Consider the following 21437-nt stretch of genomic DNA (forward strand, 5'->3'; position numbering starts at 1 on the left):
GTTATCTCCGGGCCGCTCAAAGCCACTCAGGTTAAGTACCTCAACAACACGGCGCATCTAATTGTAAATTCTCACAGCCGTTATCATCCCGTGAGGGATATAATTTCAGAGTGATATTTATTGCTAAATCAATGTTTATCTCTAATAAAAAGATCAAAAAACACGCACCCCGCCAACAAGCTATTTGTAAAGATATGTATTATTCCTAAAATGCTATTTTAGATTACTTTATGAAATATAAGGAATTTTCCTGGGCGAAAAATAAAAACGATCATAATCAATGAGTTACGTCAACTTGAATAATCTGTAAAGTTAATTTACCTTCTAAAATAATCCTTTTCTCAATTTTGACTGAATATATTTTTGGTGTTTTGGAGTAAACATGAAGTGGACAGTTATCGACACGCTGGCGTGTCCAAGCACAGGGATCGCTTTCTCCAGCATTGTAAGTATGAAGATGATAAAACTTGTGATCTGGTACGAAGGTGATGTTGTCATTCCGCCAGGGGCGACAATTGTGCCAGCCGGAACAGGGATCAATATTGATGGTAAATTTTCTGAGCTTAAAGTCTATAACATCACAACTTTTCGTAAATCTGTCTGGCTCGAAATGAAACAGAAAATTACGTGCCCAGGCAGTGAGGACAGCGAGTCTGAATATTGTCTGTCGCCGATCAGATGTGCGTTAAAAGTTTGCCCTTACGGCAAAAAACAGTATTTAGCTGCCGACATAGGGTGATCGTTTTGTGCAAACTTTCGCCATTTGCAACACCTTTCCCGGTTTATCGGACGCTATGCGCCGTTCCGGTTATGCTCTTGCGCATCAGCCCCCCTGCCAGATATGGTCCCGTAAATTGCGGGACCGGTTAAATAAAAAGCGGACAGTTTCTTCGTTGTCAGTTTTCTGACGATCCGGTGCACCTGCGAAAATCGCGGGCGCAGATCCTCCCGCGACGATCCGTTTCACTTACAGTTTTATCCTAAAGCCGCCGCTTCGTTCTGCTGCCAGGCTTAATAACGTGAATCACTGATAACGTTAAGCGAGGATATTATGAAAAAAACAACGATCGCCTTATCTGCTCTTCTGCTGGCTTCCCCGGTCTTTGCCGCAACCACACACGCTACCGATAATGATGTTGCCGCGGCGCATGAAAATGCCAATACCGCCAAAGAAAAACTGCATCAGGCGCAAAATCAGGGCGAAGAGCAGCAGCTGAAAGCGAAGCACGCCGCTGAAGGTTCCAGCAACGACCTGAGCAGCAAAGTGAGCGAAGGCTCTCAGGAAGCCTGGCACAGCACCAAAGAAGGGACGGAGAAAGGCTGGAACGCCACAAAAGAAGGCGCGGAAAAGGGCTGGAATAAGACCAAAGAAGGCGCCGCTTCCGTTGAGCGGAAAGTCAGCGAGTAAGCATTTATCTCTTCCTGAATATAAAGCCGCTCTTGCGGCTTTTTTGCTTTCAGGCCCGGATTTAAATCCTTTTGCAGAACGAAAGACGCTTACCCCGTCATCCGGCAAAAGGAAGGTTACTGCGTCATAATTAAAAACCGCACCCTCACGCTGAGCCCGCCCAACGCCTCGCTGCGTGAGAGCTGCGGATGCGTGCGGTGCAGGCGCGCGATATCGTTGACCAGCGCCAGACCGATGCCCGCTCCCGCCTGCTGACCAACGTTGTCAAGGCGGTGAAACGGCAGCAGCGCCTGCGGGATCTGCTGGTCCTCAATCCCCGGCCCGCTGTCTTCCACTATCAGCGTCACGGCCTCGCCATCCCGTTCGAGCCTTGCCGTTACCGTTCCCTGAGGCGGCGTATATTTCAGCGCATTATCCAGCAGATTGCCGCACAGCTCGCCAAGCAGCAGCTCATCGCCGGCGATCCATATCGACTCCTGTACGCCCTCATAGCCCAGGTCGATATTTTTACTGCGCGCCTGCGCAAGGCGAGTAAAACAACTTTCCTGCACCAGCGCAAACAGATTCACGGGTAAAAATTGCCGCTCGCCCTGCTCTTTGCGCTTCACCGCGGAAAGCTGCAACAGCCGTTCGGTTAACAGAATCGTGTTATCCAGCGTGGCGCTCATCGCCTGTAAACTCTCATACCACTGCTGCGGCTGTCGGCTTGCCAGCGCCACCGCCGCCTGGGTTTTCAGCACCGCCAGCGGCGTTTTCAGCTGATGGGAGGCATCGGCGCTGAAGCGCTCCTGTCGCGAGATCAACACGCGCAGACGATCGAGATAGCGGTTAAATGCCACAATCAGCAGACGCGTCTCCGACCACGGCAGCAGTTCCGGCAACGGCGTTAACAGCTCCGGCTCCCGGCGCACCATCAGCGAAGAGAGCTGACGCATCGGCTTCAGCACCCGGCGCAATAACCAGCCGACCAGCACCAGCGTCAGCAGAACCAGCAGTCCCTGGGAGACCCAAGACGAAAACAGCAGCTGGCCCGCCAGATAGCGCCGGGACTGGAGCGTTTCGGCGACATAAATTTCCGCCATCCCGACGATGCCGCCCTCATTGACCGGCTGCAGCAGGCGCGCAACGCGGATCGCCTGGCCCCGGTACTGGGTGTGATAGAACCACGCCAGCGCCGGATAGAGCTGCGTTCGCGAGGTGGAAGGCGGCATGGCGGGCATGTCGTCATAGCCGGAGATGACCCGCCCCGCCGGGTCCACCACCTTATAATAGAGCCGGTCGTTCATGTTCAGCTCAAAGCTGTCCAGCACCACCCAGGGGACGTCCACCGCCAGCCTGCCGTTACGCACCTCCAGCCGTTCCGCCACCGTCCTGGCGGAAGAGAGCAGCGTGCGATCGTAAGCCTGGGTCGCCGCCTGCAGGGCGCTGACATAGCTGTTGAACGCGGAAAGCCCCCACAGCAACAGCAGCGGCAAGCCTAAAAACAGCAGCAGTTGCAGGTACAGCGACTGCGGTTTAGCCCACCTCATCACTGCGCTCCAGCAGGTAGCCCAGGCCACGCAGCGTCGTGATCCGCACATTGCTGCCGTGCAGTTTTTTGCGCAGGCGATGGATATAGAGCTCGATGCTCTCCGGACTCACTTCGTCATTGAGGCTGAATACCTGTTCAAACAGCTGTTGGCGCGAAACCGGGCGCGTCCGGCGGTACATCAACACCGTCAACAGCGCCAGCTCCCGCGGGGTGAGCGCCAGCGGCTGCTGCTGAAGCAAAAAATAGCCTTCGTCATGAAACGCGAGATCGCCCAGCTGCTGAAGCTCCTGCACCTGCCCCGCGCTGCGCCGCAGCAGGGCGCGCAGCCGGGCGTCCAGCTCCTCCAGCTCAAAGGGTTTCGGCAGATAGTCATCGGCGCCCGCGTTCAGCCCCTTTACCCGATCGGCCACCGCGCTGCGCGCGGTCAACAGCAGCACCGGCAGCGTCTGTCCCCGCTTGCGCAGACGCTGTACCACCTCAAGTCCGTCGATGCCGGGCATATTGATATCCAGCACCGCCAGCGCGTAACTCTCGCTATGCAACAGGTGATCGGCAGCCAGCCCGTCGAACACGCAGTCCACGGCGAATCCGTTCTGCACCAGCGCTTTTTCCAGCCAGTGAGCCAGCTCACGGTTATCTTCCGCCAATAAGAGACGCATATCACATCCTGTAAAGTTTCTGCCGCATTGAAAGGGAAATGAAAGGTTAATGTTTTAACAATCGCGCAACCGATCCGCGTGACCTATATGCCCGGCGGCGTCGGCGCGGTCGCCTATAACGCCATCGTCGCCCAGCGTCCGGCGGAACCGGGTACGGTGGTCGCTTTCTCCGGCGGCTCGCTGCTGAATCTGTCGCAGGGCAAATTTGGTCGCTACAACGTCAATGACGTGCGCTGGCTGGCGACGGTCGGCACCGACTACGGAATGATCGCCGTGCGCGCCGACTCGCCGTGGAAGTCGCTGAAAGATCTGCTCACCGCGATGGAAAAAGATCCCAACAGCGTGGTGATCGGCGCAGGCGCGTCGATCGGCAGCCAGGACTGGATGAAAGCGGCGCTGCTGGCAGAGAAAGCCCGTGTCGACCCGCATAAGATGCGCTATGTCGCCTTTGAGGGCGGCGGCGAACCGGTTACCGCGCTGATGGGCAACCATGTGCAGGTGGTCTCCGGCGATCTCAGCGAAATGGTGCCGTACCTGAGCGGCGACAAAATCCGCGTCCTTGCCGTGTTTTCTGAAAACCGCCTGCCGGGACAGTTAGCCAACGTGCCGACCGCCAAAGAGCAGGGCTATGACCTGGTCTGGCCGATCATCCGCGGCTTCTACGTTGGCCCGAAAGTCAGCGATGCCGAGTATCAGTGGTGGGTGCAGGCGTTCGAAAAGCTCCAGCAGACCGCAGAATTTAAAAAGCAGCGCGATCTGCGCGGCCTGTTTGAATTCAATATGACCGGCCAGGCACTTGATGAATATGTCAAAAAGCAGGTCGCCGGTTATCGGGATCAGGCGAAAGCCTTTGGCCTGGCTAAGTAATCGCGGAGGCCACTATGAGCGATCGTATCTTCGCCGGCATCTGGCTGCTGCTCTGTATCGCCGGGCTGTTTATCGCCTGGCAAATTCAGAGTGAATACAGCTATGAACCGGTTGGACCACGCCCGTTTCCGCTGGGGATTATCGGGCTGATGGCGCTGTGCGCGCTGACAATGCTGCTGCGCCACCCGGACGTGGTCGAGTGGCCGCACCGGCAGGTGCTGCAAAAGCTGTTAACGATGGTGATCGTCCTGCTGATGTACGCCTGGGGCTTTGAGTGGCTGGGCTTTCCCGTCGCCACCGCGATTCTGACGCTGACGATCGGCATTCTGTTCGGCGCCACCCTGCCAGCGGCGGCAATCTCCGGCGTGATACTGGGCGTTGTCCTGTGGTACGCCTTTGACCGCCTGCTTGACGTCACTTTACCGCTCGGCGCCTGGCTGAGTTAGGAGAAATGATGGATACCTGGATATATCTTTCTCAGGGTTTTGCGGTGGCGATGACCCCGGAAAACCTGCTGATCGCACTGATCGGCTGCTTCGTCGGCACCATCGTCGGCCTGCTGCCGGGGCTGGGCCCCATCAACGGCGTAGCCATTTTACTGCCGCTGGCGTTCGCCCTGCATCTGCCTGCGGAGTCGGCGCTGATCCTGCTGGCGACCGTCTATATCGGCTGTGAGTACGGCGGGCGCATCTCATCAATTTTATTGAATGTGCCCGGCGACGCGGCGGCGATCATGACCGCGCTCGACGGCTACCCGATGGCGCAGCAGGGGCGCGGCGGCGTCGCGCTCTCTATCTCCGCGGTCAGTTCGTTCTTTGGCTCGCTGATCGCCATCGGCGGAATCATTCTGTTCGCGCCGCTGCTGGCGCAGTGGTCGCTGGCCTTTGGTCCGGCGGAGTATTTTGCGCTGATGGTGTTCGCCATCGCCTGCCTCGGCAGCATGATGGCGCAAAATCCGCTGAAATCGTTTCTCGCCGCGCTGATCGGCCTGGGGCTTGCCACCGTCGGCGTTGACGCCAACACCGGCGTTTACCGTTTCACCTTCGACAGCGTCCACCTCTCCGACGGCGTGCAGTTTATCGTGGTAGTCATCGGCCTGTTCTCGGTGTCTGAAATCCTGCTGATGCTGGAGCACACCAGCAGCGGACAAAAGCTGGTGCGTAAGACCGGACGAATGTTGTTCAACGCCAAAGAGGGTACGCAGTGCATCGGCGCCACCCTGCGCTCATCGGTCATTGGCTTCTTCGTCGGCGTGCTGCCCGGCGCGGGGGCGACGATTGCCAGCGCCATCACCTACATGACCGAGAAGAAGATCAGCGGCAACAGCGACAGCTTTGGTAAAGGCGATATTCGCGGGGTGGCGGCGCCGGAAGCGGCGAATAACGCCTCGGCCTGCGGCTCGTTTATCCCGATGCTGACGCTGGGCGTTCCCGGCTCCGGCACCACGGCGGTAATGATGGGCGCACTGACGCTGTATAACATCACGCCCGGTCCGGCGATGTTTACCGAACAGCCGGATATCGTCTGGGGGCTTATCGCCGCGCTGCTGATCGCCAACGTGATGCTGCTGGTGATGAACATTCCGCTGATCGGCCTGTTCACCCGGATGCTGACCATTCCGCTGTGGTTCCTCGTGCCCGCCATCGCCGCCGTCTCCGCGGTCGGCGTGTATGCGGTGCACAGCACCACCTTCGATCTGGTACTGATGGTGGCGCTCGGCGTGCTGGGCTACATACTGCGCAAAATGCACTTCCCGATGTCGCCGCTGATCTTAGGCTTTGTGCTCGGCGAAATGCTGGAGCAGAACCTGCGCCGTGCGCTGTCCATCAGCAACGGCAATATGGCGATTCTGTGGGAAAGCGGCGTCACCAGAACCCTGCTGGCCATGGCGATCGCGGTGATTGTTATCCCGCCGCTGTTGCGCATCATCCGTAAGCGCCAGGCTAAGCCGCAGGCTGACGTCGGCTAATCCCTGCCGGAGACGGCAACCGCCTCGATCCGTTCTTCCAGATAACCGAAGAACGGATTCGAGGTGACGCGCATTAAGCTATCTAATCCCACCAGCAGCGTGGAAGTTTCTCCGCGCAGCGCAATGGTGCCGATACTCAAGCCGTAGCGCTCCGGTTCATCCGGCTGTAGCCCGTACAGGGCGTCGTTGACGGGAAACGGCACCGCCACATGCGACAGCGAATACATCTCCTGCGGCCAGGCTTCGCGCAGCGGCTGAGCCCGTTCTTCCTGTTTTCCGGCTGGCGTATCGCGCGCCACCACCGCCAGCGTATCCGCCGCGGCGTTGGTGATCACCGTGGCGCGATAGGCGCGCGGCGCTGGCGGCTGCAGCGTAGCGGCGGCGGTATAAGAGGAAGAACGCAGCAGCGGACGCAGGCTGGCGGCCTGATTGATATCGAACAGCACCAGCTCGCTACCGTTAGCCGGCAGATAGCGATACAGCGAAGTGACCACCGCACGGGTGCTGACGGTGGAATCCATCACCGACTGGAAGGACAGCACCGGCGGTAATGCGTTCAGCCGGTTACGCTGCGCATCGTCGGCAACCTGCTTTTGCAGCGCGCGGGTCAGCAGGTACGACTGGCGCGCCGCGTTAACCGGAAAGGAGTTGTATTTGAAAGGGTTATATTCCGGCGACACGTTAAGCCAGGCGGCTTTGGCAAAGGCGGGAAACAGCGCCGGCAGTCCGGCCAGCCCGGCAAAGCGGGCGAAGGCGGTAACGCCAATCATCGGCGACAACAGCACCAGCTGTCGGGGGCGGCGCAGGGTGGCGTCATCCAGACTGTCGAGGGTGTATTTCAGCGCCAGCGCCCCGCCGTTGGAGTAGCCCACCAGGTGCAGCGGCAGCTTATCTCCCCCCAGCCGCGTCGCTTCCCGCACCGCCAGCCGCGTTACGGCCAGCCACTCCTGCCACGTCACCTTCGTCAGCGCGCCGGGAGCGGTGCCGTGTCCGGGCAGACGCGGCGCCACCACGATAAATCCCCACTGCTGGTAGCGCTGCGCCACATATTTCAGGCTGTAGGGCGAGTCGGTTAACCCGTGCAGCATCACCACCGCGCCGCGCGGTGCGCCCTGCGGCATCAGGACGAACGAGCGGTTCCAGTTCGGAGTAAATTGCGGCGGATAAACCCGGCTTCCGGGCCAGTAGCGGTTGATCGGCGTCTGTTCCTCTTCAGCGAGCTTATCGCCAATCTGTGTTTTCAACGCGCTGAACAGGCGCTCCTCACGCGCCTGGTACTGAGCGAACGTGGCCTTATTCAGCGCCTTCACGGACATTTCGTCGCCGCGCCAGGTGTGCCAGAGCTGGAGATCGGGACCACGTTCGCTCTGATAAACCCGCACGCCGATAAAGATAATAAGCACCGCCAGCAGCGTAAGCGAGACGTGTTTAAGCAGCACCATCAGCCCGGCACTCATCCACTTCACCCGGCGAAAAAGGGTTTTCATCATTACGTTAATCTCCGCTCCCGGCTCTGCTGTGTCACGCCATAAACGGCGTTAGTGTAGGCTAAGCGCCAGATCCCTCAAACCTTTTATGCCGCAGCCTGTGAGAACAGCACGCTACTGATTTATCTGATGGGGAGATGGGAGAAGAGAAATGAGCGGCAATTCTGGCGCGCAATGCCACGCGCGCCAGTGAGTTAATGCGCCAGCGCAGGCTGACGCCGGTTCAGATGCTCCCGCAGGCAAGCTGCCGGGAGGAGATCCTGAAAGCGATTATTCCTCCGGAATACGCAGTACCTGACCCGGATAAATTTTATCCGGACTTTGCAGCATCGGCTTATTCGCTTCAAAGATTTTATTATACAGGTTGGCATTACCGTAAACCTGTTTCGAGATGGCGCTCAGGGTATCGCCCGATTTTACCGTGTAGAACTGGCTTTCGCTGGCGGGTGCAGAGGTTTTCACCTGATCGTCCACGCTGCCGATACCGGAAATGTTGCCGACCGCCACCAGAATTTTTTCTTTCGCTTCCTGGCTTAAACCGTCGCCGGTCACCGTCGCCTTACCGTCGGCAATTTGTACATTCACTTTATCGGCGTCGGGAATACCGGTTTTGTTCAGATGATCCTGCACTTTTTTCGCCAGATCGTCTTTATCGTGATTGCCGGTTACCGCATCCCAAAGTTTTTCACCCGCGTCTTTTACAAAGTTGAAAAGTCCCATATTCACCTCGACTGTTTACAATAAACACATCCGAAGTGTAGCAGAAAGTTTTACTTAAAATTTCTGAAAGGCAATTTGAAGCTGGCCCGAATAGCTGAATGCTATCGGGCCGCGTAATGAATTAAGAAAAAACTTAATTGCGGGTTTGCACCCAGAAGGCATGAATCAGACCCGGGATATAGCCCAGTAAGGTCAGCACGATATTCAGAATAAACGCCCAGCCAAATCCTTTACCTAACAGTACGCCAAGCGGCGGCAGTATTATCGTAAAAACCACTCTCCAGAAACCCATATACTCTCCATACAAGCAAAATTACTTATTGTTTAAAAAAGAGAATTTATCTCTAAGCATAGTAATTTTACGTTAAGACGCCAGTTTCTCTCTTCGCTTTTACCCTCTTTTACGCTCTTTACACTGGCCTTATGCGCGCCACTAGTTTAGGATTTACTTAATTTAGCAAACTCTAAAACAGATATGAACGAACTTGAACAGCTACAGGCCAGCGCAGAACAGGCGGCCACTCTGCTTAAAGCGATGAGTCACCCGAAGCGGCTGCTGATTCTCTGTATGCTCTGCGGTTCGCCGGGCACCAGCGCCGGAGAACTGGCGAAAATCACCGGGCTAAGCCCTTCCGCCACTTCCCAGCATCTGGCGCGAATGCGCGAAGAGGGGCTGATTGAGAGCCGACGCGATGCGCAGCGCATCCTCTATTCCATCAAAAATGCGGCGGTGAATGCCCTTATCGCCACATTAAAAACCGTATATTGTCCATAAGGAGTAAACATGACCGGGATGACGATTTCCGCGCGCGAGGCGCACGACCGCATTGCGCAAGGCGCGAAGCTGATTGATATTCGCGATGCCGACGAATACCTGCGCGAACACATTCCCCAGGCGCACCTTGCGCCGCTGACGGCGCTGGAACAGGACGGTTTACCGGCCAGTCTCCGGGGCGAACAGATTATCTTTCACTGTCAGGCAGGCAAACGCACGCAAAACAATGCGGCGAAACTTGCGGCCATTGCGGCGCCGGCAGAAGTCTGGCTGCTGGAAGGCGGGATTGAAGGCTGGAAAAGCGTGGGATTCCCCACCGCGGAAGATAAAACGCAGCCGCTGCCGCTGATACGTCAGGTGCAGATTGCCGTAGGCGGGCTGACGCTGGCTGGCGTAGCGCTGGGCTATGCCGTCAACAGCGGCTTCTTCCTGCTGAGCGGTTTTGTCGGAGCGGGGCTAATACTGGCAGGCATTACCGGTTTTTGCGGGATGGCGCGTCTGCTCGACAAAATGCCGTGGAACCGCCGCGCATAACAAACGCCGTAAAATATGCGGTGAGGATAACCTCACCGCCCGGGTGATTAGATCAGGAAATCGTCGAGAGATTTTCCTTCAGCCAGCGCTCTGGCGATCGGTTTTGGCGTACGGCCCTGACCGGTCCAGGTTTTGGTTTCGCCATTCACATCGGTGAAACGATATTTCGCCGGACGCGGCTGACGTTTTTTCCCGGTCCGCGCTTTCGTTGTTTCACTGGAAAATAACTCTTCCGGGTTAATACCGTCCGCCTTCAGCATTTCCACCCAGGTTTTAATTTTCTCCTGCTGTTCCATGCGCTCACGCTGTAACTGTTCTTCTTCTTCACGTCTTTCTTTAGTGACGACCCTGAATTTCTCAAGCATTTCTTCAAGGACGTCAATGGAGAACTCGCGAGCCATTGCGCGTAGTGTCCGAATATTATTTAAGTTCTGTAACATCACATTCATAATAATTAAAACCTTATAACGCTAAAAATTTGTATTACGCCGGGTAGTGTATTCGATTATAAAATCAATTTCCAGACTCAATGAAATTGTACGGGAATTGCCCGGATCGTGGCCGTGGATATATTGCGGCGGGTACTATAAATAATATTCACGCTAATTTTCACGCCCGCTGATATATAGGCTGAAGGACGCCCAACCGACCGGTTGCGCGCGGCAGGCGCCGCAGCGTTGTTCTCTGCGCCGTTCAGAAAAACAACCCTTTGATTTATGGTAGTTTTCCTCCATTTGACAACGAAAATTCCGCAGACTCCATCCGACAGGCTGTCGCAGAGTATTTTATCGACAAAATGCGTAAAAATAAAAAGATTTAACTAGTTGATAGTTACAATGCAGACATATAACCTATAACAAAGCGAAAACAGCAACCTAAAACACTATCAAAATCGCGATTTACGCCGATTTTCCCCTTTTTAAAAGGAGCATTAGCATGTTCTCACCGCAGTCACGCTTGCGTCATGCAGTTGCAGATACGTTTGCGATGGTTGTTTATTGTTCTGTCGTGAATATGCTGATCGAGGTTTTTCTTTCCGGAATGACTTTCGAACAATCCCTTTCTTCCCGCCTGGTCGCCATTCCGGTCAATATCCTGATTGCCTGGCCATACGGCATGTATCGCGATCTAATTATGAAAGGCGCGCGCAGGGTAAGCGCCGCGGGCTGGGCGAAAAACCTGGCGGATGTGCTGGCTTATGTGACCTTCCAGTCCCCCGTTTACGTCGCAATCCTGCTGACGGTCGGCGCAGACTGGCACCAGATTACCGCCGCGGTCAGCTCGAATATTGTGGTATCGATGCTGATGGGCGCAGTGTACGGCTATTTTCTTGACTACTGCCGCCGTCTGTTTAAGGTCAGCCGTTATCAACAGGTCAAAGCGTAACACGACAGGCGACTGGCAGTGCCAGCCGCTTTGTCATTGCGCTTCGCCGAACAGACCATTTAAATAGCGCTCAAGGGCAATGCGTGAACTGAAGCCGTGCGGAATACCGTAATGTTCGTGAGTACTGCCGGCCAGATAAAGCGGGAAGTGCTGATAATGATCGCAGGTTTTAATTTCTGAGGCGGGTTCCGCCAGCGATGAGCTGCGCTCCTTCAGGGTAGGATGAATCACCAGCGCCGTCCGTCCCATGCGCGCTTCGCGATTCACATAGACATAATTTTCGCCACGTCGATAACCGTACGCTTTCTGTGTCACCACATCGACGGTAAACCCCACTTTTTCAAGTACGCGCGCCACCTCGTCAGGTCGTAAATACATATTTTTTCCTCATTCTCTTTTACTGCGGGCTTACCTTACCTGATTCAGCATTAGCAACGCTTTCAGAAAAGTCCATAAACACGCGCGAACGCCGTGATGCGTCTCAGAAGTTAAAAATATGAACTAAACTGAATAGCGATAGCGAAATCACTGGAGGATCATATGTTTAACAGACCGAACCGCAACGATGTCGATGAAGGCGTGCAGGACATTCACAATGACGTCAACCAGTTAGCAGACAGCCTGGAAGCCGTACTGAAGTCATGGGGAAGCGATGCGAAGGACGAAGCGGAAACCGCACGTCGCAAAGCGCAGGCGCTGCTGAAAGAAACCCGCGCACGCATGCAGGGCCGCACGCGCATGTCGCAAGCGGCACGGGACGCGGTAGGCTGCGCCGATACCTTCGTGCGCGAAAAACCGTGGTGTAGCGTAGGGACGGCGGCGGCCGTCGGCATTTTCGTTGGCGCGCTGTTGAGCCTGCGTCGCTAACAACACCGATGCCGGATGGCGCTTGCGCTTATCCGGCATTTCACTGCCTCCACTTCATGCCGGGCAAGGGCCCGGTGTTCTTAACGCCGCACGGCCCCCTTCCCGTTGAGCTTCTCAACAGACGCATTATTAATCGGAAATTCCCATATCTTGTATGGTTGAAACTTAAACCAACTACATCTAGTATTCCCTGTATCAGCACATACCTAACCCGACGCGTCATTTCGCGCCGTTCTTTTCATTCTAAATGGAAATACGAATCATGCGCATTATTATTTACACTCGCAATGACTGTGTTCAGTGCCACGCGACCAGACGGGCGCTGGAAAGCCGCGGTTTTGAATTTGAGACGGTGAATGTCGATCTGTTGCCGGAAGCGGCAGAGACGCTGCGCGCCCGGGGTTTTCGCCAGCTGCCGGTCGTGATTGCCGGAGATATCAGCTGGTCAGGATTCCGCCCGGACATGATCAACCGCTTGCCTGTCGAACCTCGCGTGGCCAGGGCATGAACCCGCTCGTCTATTTCTCCAGCAGCTCCGAAAACACGCATCGTTTTGTGCAGCGTCTGGGGTTGCCCGCGCTCCGCATTCCGCTTGATGAGCGCAAACGCCTGCGGGTAGACGAGCCGTACATTTTACTGGTGCCCTCTTACGGCGGTGGCGGTACGGCTGGCGCGGTGCCGCGACAGGTGATCCGTTTTTTAAATGATGAACACAACCGGGCGCTGATCCGCGGCGTGATTGCCTCGGGCAATCGTAACTTCGGTGAGGCCTACGGTCGCGCAGGCGCGGTGATCGCCGAAAAATGCGCCGTCCCCTGGCTTTACCGTTTTGAGCTGATGGGCACACCGGCCGACATTGAAAACGTCCGAAAAGGAGTAAGCGAATTTTGGCAACGACAACCGCAGAACGCGTAGCGCAGGCAACGCCGGATTATCACGCGCTGAATGCGATGCTCAACCTGTACGATAAAGCAGGCCGCATTCAGTTTGAAAAGGACAGAGAGGCGGTGGATGCCTTTTTTGCCGCGCACGTTCGTCCCCACAGCGTGACGTTCAGCAGCCAGCAGGCGCGTCTTGAAACCCTCGTCCGCGAAGGCTATTACGACGAAAGCGTGCTGAACCGCTACCCTCGCGCTTTCGTCATCGATCTGTTCGCCCACGCGCACGCCAGCGGCTTTCGCTTCCAGACCTTCCTCGGCGCCTGGAAGTTTTACACCAGCTACACGCTGAAAACTTTTGATGGCAAACGCTATCTGGAAGATTTTGAGGACCGGGTGGTAATGGTGGCGCTGACCCTCGCTCGTGGAGATGAAACGCTGGCGAGACAGTTAACCGATGAGATCCTCGCCGGTCGCTTCCAGCCTGCCACGCCTACCTTTTTAAACTGCGGCAAACAGCAGCGCGGCGAACTGGTTTCCTGCTTCCTGCTGCGTATTGAAGACAATATGGAGTCGATTGGCCGGGCGGTGAACGCCGCGCTTCAGCTGTCGAAACGCGGCGGCGGCGTGGCGTTTCTGCTCTCTAACCTGCGGGAAGCGGGCGCGCCGATTAAACGCATCGAAAACCAGTCCTCCGGCGTGATCCCGGTGATGAAAATGCTGGAGGACGCCTTTTCCTACGCCAACCAGCTCGGCGCGCGCCAGGGGGCGGGAGCGGTATATCTGCACGCCCATCATCCGGATATTCTGCGTTTCCTCGATACCAAACGCGAAAATGCCGATGAGAAGATCCGCATTAAAACGCTGTCGCTCGGCGTCGTTATCCCGGACGTCACCTTCCGGCTGGCAAAAGAGAATGCGCAGATGGCGCTCTTTTCCCCCTATGACGTGGAGCGGATTTACGGCAAGCCGTTTGGCGATATTGCGGTCAGCGACCTTTATGATCAACTGGTTGCCGATGCGCGGGTGCGCAAAAAATACATCAACGCCCGCGACTTCTTCCAGCGGCTGGCGGAAATCCAGTTCGAGTCCGGCTATCCGTACATCATGTTTGAAGATACGGTGAACCGCGCCAGTCCGGTTGCCGGGCGCATCAATATGAGCAACCTGTGCTCGGAGATTTTGCAGGTCAACAGCGCCTCCACGTATGACGATAATCTCGACTACGCGCAGACGGGACACGATATCTCCTGCAACCTCGGCTCGCTGAATATCGCTCATACGATGGATTCGCCGGACTTTGGCCGCACCGTGGAAACGGCGATTCGCGGCCTGACGGCGGTGTCCGATATGAGCCATATCCGTAGCGTTCCCTCCATTGAGGCGGGTAACGCCGCTTCCCATGCAATCGGGCTTGGGCAGATGAACCTGCACGGCTATCTGGCGCGGGAAGGCATCGCCTACGGATCGCCGGAGGGGCTGGACTTCACCAACCTCTATTTTTACACCATCACCTGGCATGCGCTGAACACCTCAATGAAGCTGGCGCGCGAGCGTGGTCAGGCCTTCGCCGGTTTTAAACAGTCGCGCTACGCCAGCGGTGAGTATTTCAGCCAGTATCTGCAAGGCGACTGGCAGCCGAAAACGGAAAAGGTGCGCGCCCTGTTCGCCCGCAGCGGCATTACGCTCCCCACGCGGGAAATGTGGCGACAGCTGCGCGATGACGTGATGCGCTACGGCATCTATAACCAGAATTTGCAGGCGGTGCCGCCAACCGGGTCGATCTCCTATATCAATCATGCGACCTCCAGTATTCATCCGATTGTCTCGAAGGTGGAGATCCGCAAAGAGGGAAAAACCGGCCGCGTTTATTACCCTGCGCCGTTTATGACCAATGAAAATCTGGACATGTATCAGGATGCGTACGAAATCGGTCCGCAAAAAATCATCGACACCTACGCCGAAGCGACGCGCCACGTCGATCAGGGGCTGTCACTGACGCTGTTTTTCCCGGACACCGCCACCACCCGCGACATCAACCGGGCGCAGATTTACGCCTGGCGCAAGGGGATAAAAACGTTGTACTACATCCGGCTGCGCCAGTTAGCGCTGGAAGGTACAGAAATTGAAGGTTGCGTCTCGTGCGCACTGTAAGGAGAGCGGAATGACATTATCACGCGTGAGCGCCATCAACTGGAACAAGATTCAGGACGATAAGGACCTGGAAGTCTGGAACCGCCTGACCAGCAACTTCTGGCTGCCGGAAAAAGTGCCGTTATCGAATGATATTCCGGCGTGGCAGAGCCTCAATGCGGCTGAACAGCAGCTGACTATCCGCGTATTTACCGGCCTGACGCTGCTCGATACGATTCAGAACATCGCCGGCGCGCCGTCGCTGATGGCCGATGCGCTAACGCCGCACGAAGAGGCGGTGCTGTCGAATATCAGCTTTATGGAAGCGGTACACGCCCGCTCCTACAGCTCTATTTTCTCAACGCTCTGTCAGACCAGAGATGTCGATGCCGCCTACGCCTGGAGCGAAGAAAACGCGCCGCTACAGCGTAAAGCGCAGATTATTCTGGCGCATTACGCCAGCGACGAACCGCTGAAGAAGAAGATCGCCAGCGTGTTTCTGGAATCCTTTTTGTTCTATTCCGGCTTCTGGCTGCCGATGTATTTTTCCAGCCGCGGTAAGCTGACCAACACCGCCGATCTGATCCGCCTGATCATCCGCGACGAAGCGGTGCATGGCTACTACATCGGCTATAAATACCAGAAAGGAATGGAAAAACTTCCCGACGCCGCCCGCGAAGATCTCAAAAATTTCGCGCTCGATCTGCTGATGGAACTCTACGATAACGAAGTGCGCTATACCGAAGAACTGTATGCCGACACCGGCCACGCGGAGGATGTGCAAGCCTTTCTCTGTTACAACGCGAATAAGGCGATGATGAACCTGGGTTATGAAGCGCTGTTTCCGGCGGAGATGGCGGAGGTTAATCCGGCAATCCTTGCCGCGCTGTCGCCAAATGCTGACGAAAACCACGATTTCTTCTCCGGCTCGGGTTCGTCTTATGTGATGGGAAAAGCCGTCGAAACGGAAGATGAGGACTGGAACTTTTAACGTTAATGACAGGGTAAATATCCTTACGCTTGTCGGGTTATTATTTTAAGCCGATCACGTTTTTATCACACAAATATCCGTAAGTGGACTACACTCATTCGTAGTGGGTTTATTCGCCTGAATTTCCGCAATTTAGGCGTAATTTTTGTGTTTTTTACAAAAAATATTACCGCGGGCGCACTGGCGCTCAGCCCTTCTGTCACGGGAAATTCGGCCAGATCTCTCCTCCATATATTCCGCTGAAATTCACATTCAGGGTTGTCTCAAATTCTCATTATGTTAGGGTAGAAAAAGGTAACTATTACTTTTGGGTATCATATCGACATAAATAAATAACGGGAAATATTCTATTGCATGGCAATTAAATTAGAAGTTAAGAATCTCTATAAGGTATTTGGCGAGCATCCGCAACGTGCCTTTAAATATATTGAAAAAGGATTTTCAAAAGAGCAAATACTGGAAAAAACCGGGCTGTCGCTTGGCGTGAAAAACGCCAGTCTGGCCATTGAAGAAGGCGAGATTTTTGTCATCATGGGATTATCCGGATCGGGTAAGTCCACAATGGTACGCCTTCTCAATCGCCTGATTGAACCCACCCGCGGGCAGGTGCTGATCGACGGCGTCGATATTGCCAAAATATCCGACGCTGAGCTCCGCGAGGTGCGCAGGAAGAAGATTGCGATGGTCTTTCAGTCCTTTGCCTTAATGCCGCATATGACCGTCCTGGATAATACGGCATTCGGCATGGAATTAGCCGGCATCGCCGCGGAAGAGCGCCGGGAAAAAGCGCTGGACGCCTTACGTCAGGTCGGTCTGGAAAATTATGCGCAGGCATATCCGGATGAACTTTCCGGCGGGATGCGACAGCGTGTCGGCCTTGCCCGCGCATTAGCCATTAATCCTGATATTTTATTAATGGACGAGGCCTTCTCGGCGCTCGATCCATTAATTCGTACCGAGATGCAGGATGAACTGGTAAAACTGCAGGCGAAACATCAGCGCACCATCGTCTTTATTTCCCACGATCTCGACGAGGCTATGCGTATTGGCGACCGTATCGCCATTATGCAAAATGGCGAAGTGGTACAGGTCGGTACGCCGGATGAAATACTGAATAGTCCGGCCAACGATTATGTGCGCACCTTCTTCCGCGGCGTTGATATTAGCCAGGTATTCAGCGCTAAAGATATCGCCCGCCGCAGCCCGGTGGGGCTGATTCGTAAAACGCCGGGATTCGGTCCGCGTTCTGCGCTGAAATTATTGCAGGACGAAGACCGGGAATATGGCTACGTCATTGAGCGCGGAAATAAATATGTCGGCGTCGTGTCCATCGACTCATTAAAAACTGCATTAAGCCAGGCCCAGGGGATTGACGGCGCGTTGATCGACGAACCGCTGGCGGTCGACGCGCAAACCCCACTGAGCGAACTGCTCTCCCATGTCGGTCAGGCGCCCTGCGCGGTGCCGGTAGTCGATGAGGAACAACAGTATGTCGGCATTATCTCAAAACGCATGCTGTTACAGGCTTTAGATCGCGAGGGGGCAAACAATGGCTGATCAATCCAATCCGTGGGATACCGCACCGGCGGCCGATAGCGCCGCCCGTTCCGCTGACGCCTGGGGTACGGCGGCCGGCACGCCGACCGACGGCAGCGCAGACTGGCTGACCAGCGCTCCTGCGCCGGCGCCAGAGCATTTCAATATTCTGGACCCGTTCCATAAGACGCTGATCCCGCTCGACAGCTGGGTCACTGACGGCATCGACTGGGTGGTTGCCCATTTCCGTCCCGTTTTCCAGGGGATTCGCGTCCCGGTGGATTACATTCTTAACGGCTTCCAGCAGCTGCTGTTGGGGATGCCTGCGCCGGTGGCGATTATCGTTTTCGCGCTGCTCGCCTGGCAGATCTCCGGGGTCGGCATGGGCGTGGCGACGCTTGTCTCGCTGATCGCCATTGGCGCGATTGGCGCCTGGTCGCAGGCGATGATCACCCTGGCGCTGGTGCTGACCGCCCTGCTGTTCTGCGTGGTCATCGGCCTGCCGATGGGCATCTGGCTGGCGCGCAGCCCGCGCGCGGCGAAAATCGTCCGCCCGCTGCTCGATGCCATGCAGACCACGCCCGCGTTCGTTTACCTGGTACCGATTGTGATGCTGTTCGGTATCGGCAACGTGCCGGGCGTGGTGGTGACCATTATCTTTGCGCTGCCACCGATTGTCCGTCTGACCATTCTGGGGATTAACCAGGTGCCGGCGGATCTGATTGAAGCGTCGCGCTCCTTCGGCGCCAGCCCGCGGCAGATGCTGTTTAAAGTGCAGTTGCCGCTGGCGATGCCAACCATTATGGCGGGCGTCAACCAGACGCTGATGCTGGCGCTGTCAATGGTGGTGATCGCCTCAATGATCGCCGTCGGCGGACTGGGTCAGATGGTGCTGCGCGGTATTGGCCGTCTCGATATGGGACTGGCGACCGTCGGCGGGGTTGGCATAGTGATCCTCGCCATCATTCTGGACCGCCTGACCCAGGCCGTGGGCCGCGACTCGCGCAGCAAGGGCAATCGTCGCTGGTATACCACCGGTCCGGTCGGGCTGCTAACCCGCCCTTTCGTTAAGTAAATCATCCGTTGCCCGGTGGCGCTATGCCTGCCGGGCCATGCCGATGACATCCCTCTGTAATTAAAGGAACAACGATGCGACAGAAATTCCTCATAACCACAGCGTTTGCCACCCTTGTCGCCACCAGCGCATTCGCTGCCGACCTGCCGGGTAAAGGCATTACCGTTCAGCCGGTACAGAGCACCATCACCGAAGAAACCTTCCAGATGCTGCTGGTCAGCCGGGCGCTGGAAAAGCTGGGTTACACGGTCAATAAACCCAGCGAAGTCGATTACAACGTCGGCTATACCTCTATCGCTTCTGGCGACGCCACCTTCACCGCGGTGAACTGGCAGCCGCTGCATGACGATATGTACGCCGCCGCGGGCGGAGACAACAAGTTTTACCGCGAAGGAACTTTTGTGAACGGCGCGGCGCAGGGATATTTGATCGATAAAAAAACCGCCGAACAGTACAACATCACCAATATCGCGCAGCTGAAAGATCCCAACATCGCCAAAATTTTTGACACCAACGGCGACGGCAAAGCCGACATGATGGGCTGCTCGCCGGGCTGGGGCTGTGAAGCGGTGATTAACCATCAGAATAAAGCCTTCGATCTGCAAAAAACCGTTGAGGTCAGCCACGGTAACTACGCGGCGATGATGGCCGACACCATCACCCGTTTTAAAGAAGGCAAGCCGATTCTGTACTACACCTGGACGCCATACTGGGTGAGCGACGTGATGAAGCCGGGTAAAGATGTGGTCTGGTTACAGGTGCCGTTCTCTTCCCTGCCGGGCGAGCAGAAGGATATTGATACCAGCCTGCCGAACGGCGCGAACTACGGCTTCCCGGTGAATACCATGCACATTGTGGCCAATAAAGCCTGGGCGGAGAAAAACCCGGCGGCAGCGAAACTGTTCGCCATCATGAAACTGCCGCTGGCCGATATCAACGCGCAGAATGCGATGATGCACGCAGGCAAAGCCTCTGAAGCCGACGTGCAGGGGCACGTTGACGGCTGGATCAAAGCCCACCAGCAGCAGTTTGACGGCTGGGTGAAAGAGGCGCTGGCCGCGCAGAAATAATTGCCTTTAACGCCGGAGGGGGACGCCACGCCCCGTCCGGCCTTTTTCCTTGCGCACAATCCATCACACGGCCCCTCACCCAATACCATAAACATCCGCTATTATTGATTCCCCTGGAAATCATCACCTGAATCACGATTGCAAATATAATGACAAAAACCTCTCACGGGCTTAGCCCGGCGCTGACAATGCTGATGTCTGTGGCAACCGGACTGGCGGTCGCCAGCAACTATTACGCGCAGCCGCTGCTCGACACCATCGCCAATAACTTCTCCCTTTCCGCCAGCGCTGCGGGATTTATCGTCACGGCCGCTCAGACAGGCTATGCCGCGGGGCTGCTGTTGCTGGTGCCGCTTGGCGATATGTTTGAGCGCCGGGCGCTTATTGTCCTGATGACCCTGCTGGCTGCTGGCGGCATGCTGATCACCGCCAGCAGCCAGTCGCTGACAATGATGCTTCTCGGCACCGCGCTGACCGGCCTGTTCTCCGTCGTCGCCCAGATTCTGGTGCCGCTGGCGGCGACCCTCGCCACGCCGGATAAGCGCGGTAAGGTGGTCGGCACTATTATGAGCGGGCTGCTGCTGGGGATCCTGCTGGCGCGTACGGTGGCGGGCTTGCTCGCCGGCCTTGGCGGCTGGCGCACCGTTTTCTGGGTCGCCTCGCTATTAATGGCGCTAATGGCCATCGCCCTGTGGCGCGGTCTGCCGAAAGTGAAACCAGAAACGCATCTGAACTATCCGCAGCTGCTCGGTTCGGTATTTCGCTTATTCACCCACGATAAATTGCTGCGCACCCGCGCGCTGCTGGGCTGTCTGACGTTTGCCAACTTCAGTATTCTCTGGACCTCAATGGCCTTTTTGCTGGCGGCTCCGCCCTTCAGCTACTCCGAAGGTATCATCGGCCTGTTTGGTCTGGCTGGCGCCGCCGGGGCGTTCGGCGCGCGTCCGGCGGGCGGTCTGGCGGACAAAGGGCACGCTCATCTCACGACCAGCTGGGGACTTGCGCTTCTTTTACTCTCCTGGCTGGCGATCTGGCTGGGACAAGCGTCGGTGCTGGCGCTGATCGTCGGCATCCTGGCGCTGGATCTGACGGTTCAGGGCGTGCACATCACTAACCAGACGGTGATTTACCGCCTGCATCCAGACGCCCGTAACCGTCTCACCGCAGGCTATATGACCAGCTATTTTATTGGCGGCGCCGCAGGTTCGTTAATTTCAGCCTCAGCGTGGCAACATGCTGGCTGAACGGGAGTCTGTCTGGCGGGAACAACGGTTGCAGTGCTTAACCTGCTGGTCTGGTGGCGAGGTTTTCACCGCCTGGAAGCTGCAAATTAAGCGGTTAGCAAGCGTTTACCTCTGTTTAGGCTCCTTAGGGTGTTAAGGAGCCCCCCAGTCTGTTAAGGTTATGGTAATCATTTCTCCTGGTTATTTTAACATGGGTGATAACGCGCTAAATTTTATGGAAAGCCTTTTACCTCTGTTCGCAACTTTCCGGGCATTGTTCACGGAAAAATTGACCGACAGCGTCGCCATCGTCATCAGTTGCCTGACC

At 56.1% G+C, this 21437-nt stretch carries 22 protein-coding genes and 2 pseudogenes; 17 read left to right on the forward strand and 7 right to left on the reverse strand.

Annotation, left to right across the window (positions count from 1 at the left end; all coding sequences use genetic code 11):
• Positions 1 to 382 precede the first annotated feature (382 nt).
• The gene (gene iraM, locus K7R23_RS10770; RefSeq protein ID WP_043013323.1) at positions 383 to 739 is read left to right on the forward strand and encodes an anti-adapter protein IraM; all 357 of its coding nucleotides are present in this window, start codon (positions 383 to 385) and stop codon (positions 737 to 739) included.
• A gap of 312 nt (positions 740 to 1051) precedes the next feature.
• Positions 1052 to 1408, forward strand: a complete 357-nt coding sequence (locus K7R23_RS10775) for a hypothetical protein (RefSeq protein ID WP_012907264.1) — start codon at positions 1052 to 1054, stop codon at positions 1406 to 1408.
• A 116-nt stretch (positions 1409 to 1524) separates the two neighbouring features.
• On the opposite strand, the gene K7R23_RS10780 is transcribed toward K7R23_RS10775, so the two are convergent.
• The gene (locus tag K7R23_RS10780) at positions 1525 to 2937 is read right to left on the reverse strand and encodes a sensor histidine kinase (protein WP_012907263.1); all 1413 of its coding nucleotides are present in this window, start codon (positions 2935 to 2937) and stop codon (positions 1525 to 1527) included.
• Positions 2924 to 3598: a transcriptional regulator TctD gene (gene tctD / locus K7R23_RS10785; protein WP_012907262.1), complete on the reverse strand. Its 675-nt coding sequence runs from the start codon at positions 3596 to 3598 to the stop codon at positions 2924 to 2926. The genes K7R23_RS10780 and tctD overlap by 14 nt, the downstream gene beginning before the upstream one ends.
• A gap of 60 nt (positions 3599 to 3658) precedes the next feature.
• On the opposite strand from tctD, the pseudogene K7R23_RS10790 reads away from it, so the two are divergent.
• The 3 genes and pseudogenes from K7R23_RS10790 to K7R23_RS10800 all read left to right on the forward strand — a co-directional run.
• Positions 3659 to 4465 (forward strand): annotated as a pseudogene (locus tag K7R23_RS10790) (tripartite tricarboxylate transporter substrate binding protein); the annotation flags it as partial.
• 14 nt (positions 4466 to 4479) lie between these two features.
• Entirely contained in the window at positions 4480 to 4911 is a 432-nt protein-coding gene (locus K7R23_RS10795) for a tripartite tricarboxylate transporter TctB family protein (protein ID WP_012907260.1), read from the forward strand.
• A gap of 8 nt (positions 4912 to 4919) precedes the next feature.
• Entirely contained in the window at positions 4920 to 6434 is a 1515-nt protein-coding gene (locus tag K7R23_RS10800) for a tripartite tricarboxylate transporter permease (protein WP_012907259.1), read from the forward strand.
• On the opposite strand, the gene K7R23_RS10805 is transcribed toward K7R23_RS10800, so the two are convergent.
• The 3 genes from K7R23_RS10805 to K7R23_RS10815 form a co-directional block, all read right to left on the reverse strand.
• Entirely contained in the window at positions 6431 to 7921 is a 1491-nt protein-coding gene (locus tag K7R23_RS10805) for an alpha/beta hydrolase (protein WP_024132869.1), read from the reverse strand. The two genes, K7R23_RS10800 and K7R23_RS10805, sit on opposite strands and share 4 nt — an antisense overlap.
• A gap of 270 nt (positions 7922 to 8191) precedes the next feature.
• Positions 8192 to 8641, reverse strand: a complete 450-nt coding sequence (gene lysM / locus K7R23_RS10810; protein ID WP_012907257.1) for a peptidoglycan-binding protein LysM — start codon at positions 8639 to 8641, stop codon at positions 8192 to 8194.
• A 133-nt stretch (positions 8642 to 8774) separates the two neighbouring features.
• Entirely contained in the window at positions 8775 to 8933 is a 159-nt protein-coding gene (locus K7R23_RS10815; protein WP_012907256.1) for a YqaE/Pmp3 family membrane protein, read from the reverse strand.
• 183 nt (positions 8934 to 9116) lie between these two features.
• Between K7R23_RS10815 and K7R23_RS10820 the strand changes: the two genes are divergently transcribed.
• Both K7R23_RS10820 and K7R23_RS10825 read left to right on the forward strand, forming a co-directional pair.
• Positions 9117 to 9416, forward strand: coding sequence for an ArsR/SmtB family transcription factor (locus tag K7R23_RS10820; protein ID WP_012907255.1), 300 nt, complete (start codon positions 9117 to 9119; stop codon positions 9414 to 9416).
• A 9-nt stretch (positions 9417 to 9425) separates the two neighbouring features.
• Positions 9426 to 9950: a rhodanese family protein gene (locus K7R23_RS10825; RefSeq protein ID WP_012907254.1), complete on the forward strand. Its 525-nt coding sequence runs from the start codon at positions 9426 to 9428 to the stop codon at positions 9948 to 9950.
• 47 nt (positions 9951 to 9997) lie between these two features.
• Here K7R23_RS10825 and stpA read toward each other — a convergent pair whose 3' ends face one another.
• Entirely contained in the window at positions 9998 to 10399 is a 402-nt protein-coding gene (gene stpA / locus K7R23_RS10830) for a DNA-binding protein StpA (RefSeq protein ID WP_012907253.1), read from the reverse strand.
• Positions 10400 to 10886: 487 nt separating this feature from the next.
• Here stpA and alaE point away from each other — a divergent pair, with 487 nt between their 5' ends.
• The gene (alaE, locus tag K7R23_RS10835) at positions 10887 to 11336 is read left to right on the forward strand and encodes an L-alanine exporter AlaE (protein WP_012907252.1); all 450 of its coding nucleotides are present in this window, start codon (positions 10887 to 10889) and stop codon (positions 11334 to 11336) included.
• 33 nt (positions 11337 to 11369) lie between these two features.
• On the opposite strand, the gene K7R23_RS10840 is transcribed toward alaE, so the two are convergent.
• Positions 11370 to 11714 carry a DUF2002 family protein gene (locus K7R23_RS10840; RefSeq protein WP_012907251.1) on the reverse strand — a complete coding sequence of 115 codons (345 nt, stop codon included), beginning with the start codon at positions 11712 to 11714 and terminating at the stop codon, positions 11370 to 11372.
• Positions 11715 to 11876: 162 nt separating this feature from the next.
• Between K7R23_RS10840 and K7R23_RS10845 the strand changes: the two genes are divergently transcribed.
• The 9 genes and pseudogenes from K7R23_RS10845 (at position 11877) to K7R23_RS10885 (ending at position 21220) form a co-directional block, all read left to right on the forward strand.
• Entirely contained in the window at positions 11877 to 12203 is a 327-nt protein-coding gene (locus tag K7R23_RS10845) for an ElaB/YgaM/YqjD family protein (protein WP_012907250.1), read from the forward strand.
• A gap of 262 nt (positions 12204 to 12465) precedes the next feature.
• Complete coding sequence (nrdH, locus tag K7R23_RS10850) at positions 12466 to 12711, forward strand: glutaredoxin-like protein NrdH (RefSeq protein WP_024132867.1); 246 nt, start codon at positions 12466 to 12468, stop codon at positions 12709 to 12711.
• Positions 12708 to 13118 (forward strand): class Ib ribonucleoside-diphosphate reductase assembly flavoprotein NrdI, encoded by a 411-nt coding sequence (gene nrdI, locus K7R23_RS10855; RefSeq protein ID WP_012907248.1) that lies wholly within the window; start codon positions 12708 to 12710, stop codon positions 13116 to 13118. Before nrdH ends, nrdI begins: the two co-directional genes overlap by 4 nt.
• The gene (gene nrdE / locus K7R23_RS10860) at positions 13091 to 15235 is read left to right on the forward strand and encodes a class 1b ribonucleoside-diphosphate reductase subunit alpha (RefSeq protein WP_012907247.1); all 2145 of its coding nucleotides are present in this window, start codon (positions 13091 to 13093) and stop codon (positions 15233 to 15235) included. The genes nrdI and nrdE overlap by 28 nt, the downstream gene beginning before the upstream one ends.
• Before the next feature lie 10 nt (positions 15236 to 15245).
• Positions 15246 to 16205, forward strand: a complete 960-nt coding sequence (gene nrdF / locus K7R23_RS10865; RefSeq protein ID WP_012907246.1) for a class 1b ribonucleoside-diphosphate reductase subunit beta — start codon at positions 15246 to 15248, stop codon at positions 16203 to 16205.
• A gap of 354 nt (positions 16206 to 16559) precedes the next feature.
• Positions 16560 to 17762 carry a glycine betaine/L-proline ABC transporter ATP-binding protein ProV gene (proV, locus tag K7R23_RS10870; RefSeq protein WP_012907245.1) on the forward strand — a complete coding sequence of 401 codons (1203 nt, stop codon included), beginning with the start codon at positions 16560 to 16562 and terminating at the stop codon, positions 17760 to 17762.
• Complete coding sequence (gene proW / locus K7R23_RS10875; protein ID WP_012907244.1) at positions 17755 to 18816, forward strand: glycine betaine/L-proline ABC transporter permease ProW; 1062 nt, start codon at positions 17755 to 17757, stop codon at positions 18814 to 18816. The genes proV and proW overlap by 8 nt, the downstream gene beginning before the upstream one ends.
• A gap of 74 nt (positions 18817 to 18890) precedes the next feature.
• The gene (gene proX, locus K7R23_RS10880; RefSeq protein ID WP_012907243.1) at positions 18891 to 19886 is read left to right on the forward strand and encodes a glycine betaine/L-proline ABC transporter substrate-binding protein ProX; all 996 of its coding nucleotides are present in this window, start codon (positions 18891 to 18893) and stop codon (positions 19884 to 19886) included.
• A 149-nt stretch (positions 19887 to 20035) separates the two neighbouring features.
• Positions 20036 to 21220 (forward strand): annotated as a pseudogene (locus tag K7R23_RS10885) (MFS transporter).
• Positions 21221 to 21437 lie beyond the last annotated feature (217 nt).

Origin of the sequence: Citrobacter rodentium NBRC 105723 = DSM 16636 (assembly GCF_021278985.1) — a bacterium.
Taxonomy (GTDB): Bacteria; Pseudomonadota; Gammaproteobacteria; order Enterobacterales; family Enterobacteriaceae; genus Citrobacter_A; species Citrobacter_A rodentium.

Excerpts from the sequence above, each read along its gene's own strand:
- K7R23_RS10800 (WP_012907259.1), top strand. The coding sequence starts at position 4,920 with ATGGATACCTGGATATATCTTTCTCAGGGTTTTGCGGTGGCGATGACC.
- stpA (WP_012907253.1), bottom strand. The coding sequence starts at position 10,399 with ATGAATGTGATGTTACAGAACTTAAATAATATTCGGACACTACGCGCA.
- proX (WP_012907243.1), top strand. The coding sequence starts at position 18,891 with ATGCGACAGAAATTCCTCATAACCACAGCGTTTGCCACCCTTGTCGCC.
- K7R23_RS10815 (WP_012907256.1), bottom strand. The coding sequence starts at position 8,933 with ATGGGTTTCTGGAGAGTGGTTTTTACGATAATACTGCCGCCGCTTGGC.
- K7R23_RS10805 (WP_024132869.1), bottom strand. The coding sequence starts at position 7,921 with ATGAAAACCCTTTTTCGCCGGGTGAAGTGGATGAGTGCCGGGCTGATG.
- K7R23_RS10780 (WP_012907263.1), bottom strand. The coding sequence starts at position 2,937 with ATGAGGTGGGCTAAACCGCAGTCGCTGTACCTGCAACTGCTGCTGTTT.
- K7R23_RS10775 (WP_012907264.1), top strand. The coding sequence starts at position 1,052 with ATGAAAAAAACAACGATCGCCTTATCTGCTCTTCTGCTGGCTTCCCCG.
- K7R23_RS10845 (WP_012907250.1), top strand. The coding sequence starts at position 11,877 with ATGTTTAACAGACCGAACCGCAACGATGTCGATGAAGGCGTGCAGGAC.
- K7R23_RS10795 (WP_012907260.1), top strand. The coding sequence starts at position 4,480 with ATGAGCGATCGTATCTTCGCCGGCATCTGGCTGCTGCTCTGTATCGCC.
- proW (WP_012907244.1), top strand. The coding sequence starts at position 17,755 with ATGGCTGATCAATCCAATCCGTGGGATACCGCACCGGCGGCCGATAGC.
- nrdF (WP_012907246.1), top strand. The coding sequence starts at position 15,246 with ATGACATTATCACGCGTGAGCGCCATCAACTGGAACAAGATTCAGGAC.
- K7R23_RS10825 (WP_012907254.1), top strand. The coding sequence starts at position 9,426 with ATGACCGGGATGACGATTTCCGCGCGCGAGGCGCACGACCGCATTGCG.
- tctD (WP_012907262.1), bottom strand. The coding sequence starts at position 3,598 with ATGCGTCTCTTATTGGCGGAAGATAACCGTGAGCTGGCTCACTGGCTG.
- iraM (WP_043013323.1), top strand. The coding sequence starts at position 383 with ATGAAGTGGACAGTTATCGACACGCTGGCGTGTCCAAGCACAGGGATC.
- K7R23_RS10820 (WP_012907255.1), top strand. The coding sequence starts at position 9,117 with ATGAACGAACTTGAACAGCTACAGGCCAGCGCAGAACAGGCGGCCACT.
- nrdI (WP_012907248.1), top strand. The coding sequence starts at position 12,708 with ATGAACCCGCTCGTCTATTTCTCCAGCAGCTCCGAAAACACGCATCGT.
- lysM (WP_012907257.1), bottom strand. The coding sequence starts at position 8,641 with ATGGGACTTTTCAACTTTGTAAAAGACGCGGGTGAAAAACTTTGGGAT.
- K7R23_RS10840 (WP_012907251.1), bottom strand. The coding sequence starts at position 11,714 with ATGTATTTACGACCTGACGAGGTGGCGCGCGTACTTGAAAAAGTGGGG.
- alaE (WP_012907252.1), top strand. The coding sequence starts at position 10,887 with ATGTTCTCACCGCAGTCACGCTTGCGTCATGCAGTTGCAGATACGTTT.
- nrdH (WP_024132867.1), top strand. The coding sequence starts at position 12,466 with ATGCGCATTATTATTTACACTCGCAATGACTGTGTTCAGTGCCACGCG.
- proV (WP_012907245.1), top strand. The coding sequence starts at position 16,560 with ATGGCAATTAAATTAGAAGTTAAGAATCTCTATAAGGTATTTGGCGAG.